Source organism: Geobacter sp. PheSNFMC (genome assembly GCF_059620965.1).
Window position 1 is genome coordinate 60,081 of sequence record NZ_JCAMRN010000004.1, and the last position, 12,423, is coordinate 72,503.

Sequence of the window (12,423 nt, forward strand, 5' to 3'; positions counted from 1 at the left end):
GACCTACACGTACACCATCTTCCGCGTCATGCCCCCGTCCACCACGAAATTGGCGCCGGTGACGAATCCCGCCTCGGGCGAGACCAGCCATGCCGCCAGGGATGCCACGTCCTCCGGCGTGCCGACCCGGCCGGCGGGGTGCTGGCTCCGATCCTCCTCCGAATGTGCCGCGGGCCGGCGACGGCTCGCCTTCTGCCATTCGCAGGTCTCGATCCAGCCGGGAGAGATGCAGTTCACCCGCACGCCGGGGCCGAGGGAGACGGCCAGGGCATGGGTGAGCGCCACCAGCCCCCCCTTGGAGGCGGCGTAGGCCTCGGTGTCGGGCTCGGACATGAGCGCCCTGGTGGAGGCAATGGTGACGATGCTGCCGCCGTGGCAGGCCAGGTGCGGGGCGGCATGTTTCGCGCAGAGAAAGGCGCCGGTCAGGTTGGTGGCGATCACCCGCTGCCATTCGTCCAGAGAGCAGTGCTCCAGGGGAACGCTCCGGAAGACGCCGGCATTGCAGACCAGGATGTCCAGCCTGCCGAAGCGCGACGCCGCCCGTTCCACGAGCATGCGCACATCATCCTCCCGAGCCACGTCCGCGGGAACGAACAGCACCCGGCCGAGCCCGGCGAACCCGGCGGCCGTTTCCTCCCCGGCCTCCCAATCGGTGTCGGCCATGATCACGGCACACCCCTTGTCCATCAGTGTCTTCACGACCGCCTTGCCGATACCCTGGGCTCCCCCGGTGACCACGGCAACCTTTCCCCTGAGCGGCATGACAACCTCCTCGCACTGGTATCCACGTTCCATCGCCTGACAAGTGTACCCCATTTTGGCCCTCTGTTTTTCCCCGATCTTCTGCTACCATTGACCGGGCGGCGGACCGGATGCCGCCGGAGGAAGAATAATGGGACGTCATCATTGCATCATCGCCGCGGCGCTTGCCGGGCATCTGGCCGCCGCCGCGGGCGCGGCCCATGCCTGGCACGACGAAACCCACCTGGCAGTCGCCCGGGCGGCCGGCTACCACAAGTGGTACAACGCGGCCGGGCCGGATATCGCCAAGCAGAAGGGGGGAAACATCGAGCAGCGCAACCACTACTGCAACCGGGGCGAGACGGTGACCGCCGGGACGGTCCTCGGCCAGATTGCCCGCTACAACGATCCCTCCGATGAAGAGGGCCATCTCTACGGCGCCATCATCGCCGCGCTCCGGGGATACGAGCGCGCCAGCCGCGAGGGGAAATACGCCGAATACCACCTGGCCTACGCGGCCCACTACCTGGCGGACCTTTCCATGCCCCTCCACAACACCCCCTACGACGACTTCAACCGGAAGCGCCACGAACGAAACGACGGCATCGTGGAGAAAACCGCGCTCCGGAACGTGGGGCGCATCCAGCGGCTCATGGCGCCGGTGGCCTTGGGCAGGGAGAGTTTCGAAGCGGACCTGGCCCGGGAGATTGCGCGGGTCGCCGAAGGCTCCCGCCGGCTGGCGGAACGGATGCGGCGGGAGAACCGGGACATGACCCCGGAGGAGGCCTATGGCCAGCTCGCCCAGAGCGCGGCCCTGCTGGAGGCAGTGCTTGACCGGGTTCAGCAGCCGGGGGATGGGCGATGACTGACGAGCGGCGATCCGAGCAGGTCGTGCCGGACCTTCTGGCGCGCCCCTACTGGATATTCGACATGGACGGCACCCTGACGGAGCCGGTGCACGACTTTGCCGCCATCCGGGCCGCCCTGGGGGTGCCGGAGGGATGCGACATCCTCGGCCACCTTGATGCTCTGCCCGAGGAGGAGTCGCGGCGCCTCCACAGAGCTCTGGACGAAATCGAGATCGAGCTGGCGGGCCGGGCCGAGGCGTCCGCCGGGGCCCGGCGCCTGGTGGAGGCCCTGGACCGGCGCGGTGTGCGCATGGGGATCGTAACCCGTAATACGCGGCAGGTGGCACTGCGGGTGCTGGAAAGCATCGGCGTGGGGGGGTACTTTCCCGCCGACCGGATCCTTGGACGCCATGACGCCCTTCCCAAACCCGAACCGGACGGCATCCTCCGCCTGACAGACTCCTGGGGGACCACCGGGCGGTCCGCGGTTATGGTGGGGGATTACCTCTTCGACCTCCAGTGCGGCCGGTCGGCGGGGGCGCTCACGGTGCACGTGGACCGGACGCGCGCGTTCCACTGGCCCCAGTTCACCGACCTGGCAGTGGCAAGCCTGGAAGAACTGGCCGAACTGGTGGAACGGGGCGTCAGCCGAGGGTGAACGAGAAGGTGGCCCCCCGGCCGATCTCGCTCTCGGCCCAGACCATGCCGCCGTGGCGCTCCACGATCCGGCGGACGATGGCCAGCCCCATGCCGGTGCCGGAGAACTCATCGGGGCCGTGGAGCCGCTCGAAGGAGCCGAACAGCCTGTGAACATAGCGCATATCGAAGCCGGCACCGTTATCGCGGACAAAATAGACGTTCTGCCCGTTGCGGGACTCCGCACCGAACTCGATCCTGGGCCGTTCGACCCGCGCCGTGAACTTCCAGGCATTGCCCAGGAGATTTTCGAGCAGAACCCTGAGCAGGCGCGGATCGCCGGAACCATTGATCCCGTCGGCAACCGCAAGGTCCACCTTCCGGTCCGGCTCCCGCTCGGCCAGATCGCGCGCCACCGCGCGTGCCAGCGCGCTCAGGCTGATGCTGCGCCGCTGGATGTCCTCCCGCGAGACGTGGGAGAGACTCAGGAGCCCATCCACCAGTTCACCCATGTTCACCGCGGCCCGACCGATGCGCGCCAGGCAGTGGCGGCCGGTGTCGTCGAGGCGGTCCCGGTAGTCGTCCTGGAGAATCCGCACGTAACCGGCGATATGCCGCAACGGCGCCCGCAGATCGTGGGAGACCGAGTGGCAGAACGACTCCAGGTCGGCGGTGCGCTCCCGGACCCGCGCTTCCAGGTCGGCGTTAAGCCGGCGGATTTCCTCCTCGGCGGCCCGGCGGTCGGTGACGTCGTGCAGGAGCCAGACCTCGCCCGATTCGTACTGGTAGCCGAAAAATTCAATGTGGCGGATCGTGCCGTCCTTGCGCCTGAGCGGCATGATGCGGGGGAAGCGCATGCCCGCCGCGCGGTCCGCCTCATAGACGGCACGGACCTCTGCGGCCTGCTCGCCGTGGAGGGTCGTGAACCACTTGTCCAGAGTGTCAAGTTCATGGCGGCGGTAGCCGGTTATCTCTTCCACGGCCCGGTTGACCAGGAGCCGGTTCTCCTCCCGGTGGGCAGCACCGGCCGGCAGGTGCTCCACCATGATCCGTAGCCGGTGCTCGCTGGTGCGCAGGGCCTTTTCCACCCGTTTCCGCTCGCTGATGTCCCGGGCAAAGCCGTAGACGATCTCGCGGCCGCTGACGTTCGCGTATTTGACGGACACCTCCTTGGGAATGTCGCGGCCGTCCCGTGTCCGGTGGAACGAATCCATGACGAACCCGCCCTGGAGCCTCACCGTCTCCCACATGGTGGGCCAGCGGCCGGGAGGGACCAGGGGGTCCACGTCGCTGATGCTCATGGCAAGGAGTTCCTCCCGGGAATAGCCGAGATTCCCGCATGCGGCCCGGTTGGCGTACACCAGGCGCCCCTGGCGGTCCACCCAGAAAATTTCGTCGGTGGCATCATCAACCACCGCCCCCATCAGGACGAGCTGCTCCTCACTCCGCTTGCGGGCGGTAATGTCGAAGATGGTCCCCACCATCCGGGCCGGGCGGCCGGCGTCATCGTGGTCCACGGCGGTCCCCCTCGCCTGGACCCACACGGTGGCGCCGTCACCCCGCAGGATGCGGTATTCCAGGGTGGCCGAGATGCGGCTCCCATCCATGAGCTCCCTGATGACCGGCACACATGCGGGCCGATCGTCAGGATGAACGATCGATTCGATAAATGCGCTGTTGAAAACGGTATGGCCCGAAGGGTAGCCGATAAGGGTGCGGTATCCCTCACTCAGCTCCAGCCGGTCCGCGCGCAGGTCCCAATCCCAGAAACCGTCGGTGGCGGTTTCAAGGATCAGGGCAAGGCGTTCGCAATTCATTCCGTGCTCCGAAAAAAGAGGTTTTACCACGTCTAAATAGCATAAGTTTGCAACTGTAAATTATTCGCGACAAGGCTGTAAACAGTTTTAATCTTTAAGGGTTATTTTCTTCTATCCAATGGACGCCTACTCACGGAGCGGCAAAATGGTGGTGACAGGACTGGGACAATGCTGCTGGGACACGCTGACCGAGGTGGGGGAGTTCCCCCTGCCCGACAGCAAGACGGAGACCCTCCGGTGGGAGGAACAGGGGGGTGGACCGGCGGCCACGGCCCTGGTGGCCTTGGCCCGGCTGGGCCTGCGGTGCCGCTTTGCCGGGGTGGTGGGGGACGATGCCGCGGGTACGCTGATCCGCAACGGACTCAGCCAGGAAGGAATCGATGTGTCCGGCCTGCTGACCCGGCCGGGAGCCGCCTCCCAGCGGGCCTTCATCATGGTCGAACGGACCGGCGGGCGGCGGACCATCGTCTGGCAGCGCCCCACCGGCGCTCCCCTGTCCCCTGCGGAACTTGAGGAGCAGTTCTGGTCCGGCAGCGCCTTCCTCCACCTGGACGGGCTCATGGAAGAGGCGTCCCTCCATGGGGCCCGGGAGGCCCGGCGCCGGGGAATTCCGATCATGGTGGACGCGGGCCGGATGCGCCCGGGGATGCGGGAGCTGGCGGGACTCTGCGATTACCTGGTGGCCGCGGAACAGTTCTTTCTCGACCTGGGCTGGAACGGGTCTGAGGAGCACTTCGCGCGGCTGGCCGACGGCCTCGGCCCGCCGGCGGTCACCGTCACCCGGGGCGACCGGGGAAGCCTCACCCGGCACGGCGGGACGACCTGCCACGTGCCGGCGTTTCCCGTTGCAGCCCTGGACACCACGGGTGCTGGCGATGTCTTTCACGGAGGCTACCTGTTCGGGCTCATCAAGGGATGGCCGTTGCGGGAGACGGTGGTCTTCGCATCGGCCGCCGCTGCCCTTTCATGCCTTCACCTGGGTGCCCAGCGGGGAGCGCCCCGGCTGGACGAGGTGAGTCGGTTCCTCGCCGACCGGGGCATTTCCGTGCCGTCTGCCTGAAGCGGGACACAACACCACATGAACGAGGTCAATCCATGAAACACCTCATGACGTACCCTGTCCTGATCCCTCTCGCCCTGATCCTGGGCATGGCCCCCTTCCTGCCGGAGCCGCACCTGGTCGAGAAGATCCGGATGCTGTCGGCCGGGACCCTGTCGCGTCCCATCGACATCTTCGATCTGTTCTGGCATGCCTGGCCCCTGGCGCTGCTGGGCTTCAAGGCTGGCCGGGACCTGGGCCGGCGTGTTTCGGGGAGGAGGGGACAATGAAAGGGAAAAGCTCGTCCGGCGCCACCCTTGTCTGGTCGTCTGAGCATGGCCGGATCTGTCCGGGCTGCGGCAAGCCGGTTGCAGCCTGCTCCTGCCGGAAAAAGGGCGCGGCACCGGCCGGAGACGGCATTGTGCGGGTCAGACGCGAAACAAAGGGGCGGGGCGGCAAGACGGTAACCGTGATCACGGGAGTTCCCCTGGACGAGGCGGGGGTCAGGGAGCTTGCCGGTGAGCTCAAGCGCCGCTGCGGCACCGGCGGCACCGTGAAGGAGGGGGGCATGGAGATCCAGGGCGATCATGCCGACCTCCTGGTAGCCGAGCTCACGCGGCGGGGGTTCACCGTCAAGCGGGCGGGAGGATGAAGGGACGGCCGCTCAGGCGCGGCGTTCCGCCACCACCAGATAGGGTGCGGCTGACGAACGGTTGCCCTGGCGGCAACGCCAGACATTGAAGCACGCCGGCGGCAGGGATGCGGCCCAGGCGTCCACGACCGCCTCCTCTTCCGGCCCGCCGGGATGACCGGTATAGACCGCCACCGTAACGATGCCGCCGGGCAGGAGCAACTCCGCCGCCTGGCCCAGGGCCGCCCCGGTGGTCGCCGGGGTGGTGATCGTGCCGTTCTCCGCGCCGGGCAGAAATCCCAGGTTGAACACCACGGCGGTCACCGGGCCGGGCACCAGTTCCGCCAGCCGCTCGTGACCGCCGTTGACCAGCTCCACCCGCGCCCCGCATCCGGCCGCTTCCAGCCGCTGCGCCGTGGCGGCCAGGGCCGCGTCCTGGATATCCAACGCCCAGACCCGCCCCACCGGCCCCACCAGCGCAGCGAGAAAGAGGGTATCATGGCCGTTGCCGCAGGTTGCGTCGACCACCCGGTCCCCCGGCTTCACCCGCTCGCGCAGGAAGAAGTGCGCCAGCGGGACCGCACCGCTGAGCCCCCTAGCCACTACGCTTCCCCACCAGAGTCAGCACCGCCGGCAACACCAGGATGAACGCGGCCTGGCAGGCCACCATGCCCAGGCTCATGACTGCCCCGATGCTGAAGACCCCCTGGTGGCGGGCCACCATGAGCGCGCCGAAGCTCGCCATGATGGTGAGTGTATTGTAGATGACGCCCAGGCCGGTGCTGCTCATGATGACCGAGGCGGCGTCCCCCTCTTCCCGGCGGAAGCGGTTGATGATGTATATCCCCGAGTCCACGGCAATGCCGAGGATGAGCGGCAGCACGATGATGTTGGCAGAGTTGAAGGGAATGCCGGCCAGCCACATGCCCCCCACCATGAGGAGCATCCCCACCACCAGCGGCACGAGCCCCACCAGGGTATAGACCAGGCTGCGGAAGGTAATGAACAGGATCAGTACGATTGCGCCGAAGGCATAGACGAACGCCCGCAGGTAGGCGTCGCGCATGATGGTCATGGATTCGTAGACCATGACCGGCTCGCCGTTGGCCCGGGGAGCCACGCTGCGCACCTGGTCCAGGAACCGCTTCAGGGGCTCGCGCTCGAAAATCTCCTGCCGGGGCGCCACCTGGAGCAGATAGGTGCCGTTTTTCCCCACGAAGCGTTCCCTGAGTTGCGGAGGCACGTCCGCCTCGGTTACCGGCCGGGCGGCGAGGCTTGCCGTGAGCTGCTGGATCTGTTCCGGGAACGAGGCGAGCATCCCCCCCTGGAAATCCCGGAGCATGCCGAGGGCATTGCGGTCCTTTTCCTTCTCAAGGGTGGCAAAGAACCGGTCAAGGGTGGCGAGGAAGGCCCCCACCCGGGCGGCCTCGGGTCTCTTTTCCGCGTCGAGCCGTCCCTTGAACCGCTCCACGGATGTGCGGAACTTCTCGAACACCGTGGGGAGTTCCATGACCCGCAGATCCTCCTCGTAGGGAACCGGTTTCACATCGGCCAGTTCTTCCCGCAGCGCGGCCAGTTCCCGGAGCTTGGCATCCTGATCGTCGGGAACGAACGTAAGGAGGCTCACCACGTGGTCGACCGTCGGCAACTGCTCCAGGCGGGCCGTGAGCATCCTGGCCTCGGCCGGCGTCGCAGCGGTCACTTCGGCGAAGTAGCCCGCGTTCTCCCTGCTCCTCATAAGCTTGTAGGCATACTCCACCGACTCGAGCCCCCGGGCCTGCAGGTTAAGGAGGTTGTAGTCGAAGCGGGTATCGGCCAGCGGATAGAGCGAAGCGAGGCAGAGCAAAACGGTGATCCCCACGATGATCCGCGGATGGCCGAAGAGAAACGCCTCCAGCCGCGCGAACCGGGGCGAGCGCCTCAGCAGGCTGGCGGCGCGCATCTCCCGCTCGGCCTCCCTCGTTTTGCGCAGCGGCACGAGAAGGACCAGGGCCGCGGGCAGGGTGGTGAAGGTGACGGCCACGCAGACCGCAATGCCGAGGGAGGCGATGATCCCCAGCTCCGCAATTCCCCGGAAATCGGTGAAGGTAAAGGTGAAAAACGCCGCGGCCGTGGTGGCGGCGGCCATGACAATGGCGAGCATGTTCCGGCCGAGCCCCGTGTTCACGGCATCCAGTTCAGCGGCGCCGAGCCCCAGCTCTTCCTGGTAGCGGAGCACTACCTGGATGCCGTACTCGATGCCGATGCCGATCAGCATGATCGCAAAGACCATGGAAAGGATGTTCAGGTGCCCGACCACCAGGGTCGCCACGCCGAAGGAGACGCAGATGGCCACCACCAGGGAAACCATGGCGGCCGCCACGTTCAACACCCCCCGGAAGGCCGCCAGCAGGAGGACCACGGTCAGGGCCAGTGAGAGACCCGTTGCCAGAGTGATGTCCCGCTCGCTGGTGGCCATCTCCTCGTACTCCAGGACCGGCGTGCCGGTGAGCCCCACGGTCACGCCGGCGAACTCGGGGAGGGCCTTGAGTTCCGCCACCCGGGCGCGGACCACGCGGATCGCCTCTTCGGCCGGAACGAAGCTTGCGACATCCCGCACCGGCCTGACCGTCACGATCTGCATCCGCTGGGCCCGGGCCAGTGCCGAGTCTCCCCCGAGGAAGACCTCTTCAAGGGAAAAAGAGCCTTTGCCGCCGCCAAAGGAGGCAATGCCGCCTCCCAGCTTGTCGAGCATGAAGACGAGTCCCGCCCGTTCCCGGTCGTGGCCGGCGGAAGAATCGGCCGCCGCCGTGTAAACGTCCATGCGTGTGGTAAGATGGGTAAAGAGGGTCTGGACCGACGGCGCCGCGGCGAGGTCCTTCAGCACCGGCTCGGCCAGGGCGAGGTTTTCGCGGAGCGACCGCAGCTCGTTCAGGGGAAGGAGCAGCAGGCCGTGCTCCCGGAAAAAGGGGAGGCCGTTGGGGTGAAAGACGTCACGGAAGCGCGTCCGGTCGGCCGAGAGGTCTGCGGCCAAGCGTTCGGCAAAGGCCGAGGCCCCGGCCTGATCGTCACTCTCGATGACCACGACGATCTCTTCCCGGTCGCCGAATTCCGCCCGGTTGGCGCGGTAATCCTGCTGGAACGGCGCGTTCTTCGGCATCAGGTCGTCGCGGCCGGTCAGGAAGCGCATCTCCTGCCAGGTGTAGAGCACCGAGAGCGCCGCCAGCAGGAGCGACACCCCGAGAACGAGGCGCGGATGGCGTGCGACGAAGCCAAAAAGCCCTGTAAAACGTTTTCTGTCGTTTGTGTGCTGCATGAACTCCTCCCCACACGCCAAAACCTCGGCACGATACCATAGCCCACCCGACGGGCGCAATCGTCTCGTGCCGTAGGGCCCGGGGCGGCAGCCTCGCCAGCACGGAGGCCAGTAAGCATTGAAAACTGTGTATTTTATGTTAAATCTGTGATATTAAACACCGATTGTTGTTGGCTGCCCACGGTTGGCGGGCCGATATCCAGATGCATTGCCCAAGGAGCAGAGTCGGGATGAAAATTTCAAAAAATCCCATTTCGCATGCACTCACGTCGTTCAATGATGCAGCACGGGAAACAGTCGGCACTATCGCCGCACGCAAGTCGGGGAAAATACATCACCTCCCCGCTACCATTTGGAAAAAAAAGGAATCAACGGTATCGAGCCCCCTCGATATCGCCATCGAGCGGACCCAGGAATTCTTCTTCCGCGAGCAGCTCCCTGCCGGCTACTGGTGGGCCGAGCTGGAGTCCAACGTCACCATAACCGCCGAATACATCATGCTGTTCCACTTCATGGGGCTGGTGAACCGTGAAAAAGAGCGGAAGATGGCCAACTACCTTCTCCGCCAGCAGACCACGGCGGGCTACTGGACCCTGTGGCACGGCGGCCCCGGCGACCTTTCCACCACCATCGAGGCCTACTTCGCCCTGAAGCTCGCCGGCTACCCGGCCGACCATCCGGCCATGAGCAAGGCCCGGGCGTTCATCCTGGAGCATGGCGGCATCCTCAAGGCGCGGGTCTTCACCAAGATATTCCTTGCCCTGTTCGGCGAGTTCTCCTGGCTGGGGGTTCCCTCCATGCCCATCGAGATGATGCTGCTCCCCACCGGCTTCACCTTCAACATGTACGAGTTTTCCAGTTGGTCGCGGGCAACCATCATCCCCCTCGCCATCGTCATGGCGGAGCGGCCGGTGCGCAAACTGCCCCCCTGGGCCCGGGTGCAGGAGCTCTACGTGCGCCCCCCGCGGCCCACGGACTATACCTTTACCAAGGAAGACGGCATCCTCACCTGGAAGAACATCTTCATCGGCATCGACCACGTGCTGAAGGTATACGAGGCGAGCCCCATCCGACCGGGCCGGAAAAAGGCCATGGCCATCGCCGAGAAGTGGGTGCTGGAGCACCAGGAGCCCACCGGCGACTGGGGGGGCATCCAGCCCGCCATGCTCAACTCGGTGCTGGCGCTCCACGTGCTCGGCTACGCCAACGACCATCCGGCCGTGGCCAGAGGGCTTCAGGCCCTGGCCAACTTCTGCATCGAGGGTGACGACGAACTGGTCCTCCAGTCCTGCGTCTCGCCGGTATGGGATACGGCCCTGGGCCTCATGGCCATGGTCGACTCGGGAGTTCCCACCGATCACCCCTCCCTCTCCAAGGCGGCCCAGTGGCTTCTGGACCGCGAAGTCCGCAGGCCGGGCGACTGGAAGATCAAGAGCCCCGATCTGGAGCCGGGCGGCTGGGCCTTCGAGTTCATGAACGACTGGTACCCGGACGTGGACGACTCGGGCATCGTCATGATGGCCATCAAAAACGTGAAGGTAAAGGACCAGCGGGCCAAGGAGGATACCATCACCCGCGGCATTGCCTGGTGCCTGGGCATGCAGAGCAAGAACGGCGGCTGGGGGGCCTTTGACAAGGACAACACCAAGCACATCCTCAACAAGATCCCCTTTGCCGACCTGGAGGCCCTCATCGACCCCCCCACGGCAGACCTGACCGGCCGCATGCTGGAGCTCATGGGGACCTACGGCTACCCCAAGGACCACCCCGCAGGGGTCAGGGCGCTGAAGTTCATCCGCGAGACCCAGGAACCGGAGGGCCCCTGGTGGGGACGCTGGGGGGTCAACTACATCTACGGGACCTGGTCGGTCATGTCCGGCCTTGCCGCCTTTGGCGAAGACATGAGCCAGCCCTGGATCCGCAAGGCAGTGGAATGGCTCATGTCGCACCAGAACGAGGACGGCGGCTGGGGCGAATGCTGCGAGTCGTACATCGATCCCCGGTTGGCCGGCACCGGCCCCAGCACGGCGTCACAGACCGGATGGGCCCTTCTCACGCTCCTTGCCGCAGGCGAGGTGGCAAGCTCGTCCGTGGTGCGGGGCGTCCAGTACCTCCTCGACACCCAGAAGCCCGACGGGACCTGGGACGAGGACGCCTTCACCGGCACGGGCTTCCCGAAGTTTTTTATGATCAAGTACCACATCTACCGGAACTGTTTCCCGCTCATGGCGCTGGGACGCTACCGGGCGCTTGCGGACAAAGGGCTCTGACAGCCTCGACAAGTAAGTGGATTACGCGTAGGGGCGGTTCACCAACCGCCCCTACATCAGTTTTGAAGGCACTATGAAGGTTTTCGTCACCGGCGCGACCGGTTTCATAGGGGCGAGCATCGTCCGGGAATTGCTGAAGGACGGCTGCCACGTGCGGGTGCTTGCCCGCCCGGGTTCTGACCGCCGAAACCTCGCGGGGCTCGACGTGGAGATCTGCGAAGGGGATCTCCGGGACCGGCAGGCGCTGGAACACGGTCTTGCCGGCTGCGAGGTTCTCTATCACGCCGCCGCCGACTACCGGCTCTGGACCCGCACGCCGGCAGCCATGTATGCGGCCAACGTGGACGGCACCCGCAACATCCTGGAGGCGGCCCTGCGGCGCGGCATCGCCAGGGTGGTCTACACCAGCAGCGTGGGGACCCTCGGCAACCCCGGCAACGGCACCCCCGGCACCGAGACGACGCCGGTCACCTTCGCCGACATGGTCGGCCACTATAAAAAGAGCAAGTTCCTGGCCGAGCGGGAAGCGGAGGCGTTCATCGCCCGGGGCCTCCCGCTGGTGATCGTGAATCCCTCCACGCCGGTGGGCCCCCACGACGTGAAACCGACCCCCACGGGCAAGATCATCGTCGACTTCCTGAACCGGAAGATGCCCGCCTACCTGGACACCGGCCTCAATATCATCGACGTGGAGGACTGTGCCCGGGGACACCTGCTGGCGGCGCGGCACGGCCGGGTCGGCGAAAAGTACATCCTGGGGCACGAGAACCTGACCCTGCGGGAGATCTTCGCCCTGCTGGCCACGCTCACGGGGATTCCGGCGCCCAGGGTGCGTCTCCCCCACGCCCCGATCCTCATGGCCGCTTACGTGAACGAGGCCCTGGCCAGGCTCACGGGTAAAGAGCCGCTCATCCCGCTGGCAGGGGTGCAGATGGCCAAAAAATTCATGTTCTTCGAATCGTCCAAGGCGACGGAGGAGCTGGGGCTCCAACGCCGTCCCGCCGTGGATGCCCTGCGCAGGGCCGTGGAGTGGTTCCGCGCCAACGGGTATGCCCGGTGAACTGAGGCCGAAGGCGAAGGATTCCCTTTGCCCTCGGCCGGGAGGTAACGCATGTCCACGCTGCTCGACACAATCACCTGCCCCGC

General features: G+C 66.1%; 11 protein-coding genes. 7 read left to right on the forward strand and 4 right to left on the reverse strand.

Annotation, left to right across the window (positions count from 1 at the left end; all coding sequences use genetic code 11):
- Positions 1-3 precede the first annotated feature (3 nt).
- Positions 4-762, reverse strand: a complete 759-nt coding sequence (locus AC6CDK_RS01605; RefSeq protein ID WP_039643074.1) for a glucose 1-dehydrogenase — start codon at positions 760-762, stop codon at positions 4-6.
- A gap of 130 nt (positions 763-892) precedes the next feature.
- On the opposite strand from AC6CDK_RS01605, the gene AC6CDK_RS01610 reads away from it, so the two are divergent.
- Both AC6CDK_RS01610 and AC6CDK_RS01615 read left to right on the forward strand, forming a co-directional pair.
- Entirely contained in the window at positions 893-1,606 is a 714-nt protein-coding gene (locus AC6CDK_RS01610) for a hypothetical protein (protein WP_066357052.1), read from the forward strand.
- Positions 1,603-2,247 (forward strand): HAD family hydrolase, encoded by a 645-nt coding sequence (locus AC6CDK_RS01615; protein WP_039643071.1) that lies wholly within the window; start codon positions 1,603-1,605, stop codon positions 2,245-2,247. Before AC6CDK_RS01610 ends, AC6CDK_RS01615 begins: the two co-directional genes overlap by 4 nt.
- On the opposite strand, the gene AC6CDK_RS01620 is transcribed toward AC6CDK_RS01615, so the two are convergent.
- Entirely contained in the window at positions 2,234-4,042 is a 1,809-nt protein-coding gene (locus tag AC6CDK_RS01620) for a PAS domain-containing sensor histidine kinase (protein WP_039643070.1), read from the reverse strand. The two genes, AC6CDK_RS01615 and AC6CDK_RS01620, sit on opposite strands and share 14 nt — an antisense overlap.
- Before the next feature lie 145 nt (positions 4,043-4,187).
- Between AC6CDK_RS01620 and AC6CDK_RS01625 the strand changes: the two genes are divergently transcribed.
- Genes AC6CDK_RS01625 through AC6CDK_RS01635 form a run of 3 tightly spaced genes read left to right on the forward strand, consistent with a single transcriptional unit; the run spans position 4,188 to position 5,733 of the window.
- Complete coding sequence (locus AC6CDK_RS01625) at positions 4,188-5,102, forward strand: sugar kinase (protein WP_039643068.1); 915 nt, start codon at positions 4,188-4,190, stop codon at positions 5,100-5,102.
- Between the two features lie 35 nt (positions 5,103-5,137).
- A complete protein-coding gene (locus AC6CDK_RS01630) occupies positions 5,138-5,371 on the forward strand; it encodes a hypothetical protein (protein ID WP_039643066.1) in 234 nt (77 codons plus the stop codon).
- Entirely contained in the window at positions 5,368-5,733 is a 366-nt protein-coding gene (locus AC6CDK_RS01635; RefSeq protein ID WP_039643064.1) for a translation initiation factor Sui1, read from the forward strand. Before AC6CDK_RS01630 ends, AC6CDK_RS01635 begins: the two co-directional genes overlap by 4 nt.
- A 12-nt stretch (positions 5,734-5,745) precedes the next feature.
- Here AC6CDK_RS01635 and mnmM read toward each other — a convergent pair whose 3' ends face one another.
- Together mnmM and AC6CDK_RS01645 are read right to left on the reverse strand one after the other, a co-directional pair.
- On the reverse strand, positions 5,746-6,315 hold the full coding sequence (gene mnmM, locus AC6CDK_RS01640) for a tRNA 5-(aminomethyl)-2-thiouridylate-methyltransferase MnmM (RefSeq protein WP_039643062.1): 570 nt from the start codon (positions 6,313-6,315) through the stop codon (positions 5,746-5,748).
- On the reverse strand, positions 6,308-9,007 hold the full coding sequence (locus AC6CDK_RS01645) for an MMPL family transporter (protein ID WP_192905577.1): 2,700 nt from the start codon (positions 9,005-9,007) through the stop codon (positions 6,308-6,310). The genes mnmM and AC6CDK_RS01645 overlap by 8 nt, the downstream gene beginning before the upstream one ends.
- Before the next feature lie 230 nt (positions 9,008-9,237).
- Between AC6CDK_RS01645 and shc the strand changes: the two genes are divergently transcribed.
- On the forward strand, positions 9,238-11,277 hold the full coding sequence (shc, locus tag AC6CDK_RS01650; RefSeq protein WP_192905578.1) for a squalene--hopene cyclase: 2,040 nt from the start codon (positions 9,238-9,240) through the stop codon (positions 11,275-11,277).
- Between the two features lie 73 nt (positions 11,278-11,350).
- Positions 11,351-12,337 (forward strand): hopanoid-associated sugar epimerase, encoded by a 987-nt coding sequence (gene hpnA, locus AC6CDK_RS01655; protein WP_039643056.1) that lies wholly within the window; start codon positions 11,351-11,353, stop codon positions 12,335-12,337.
- Positions 12,338-12,423 lie beyond the last annotated feature (86 nt).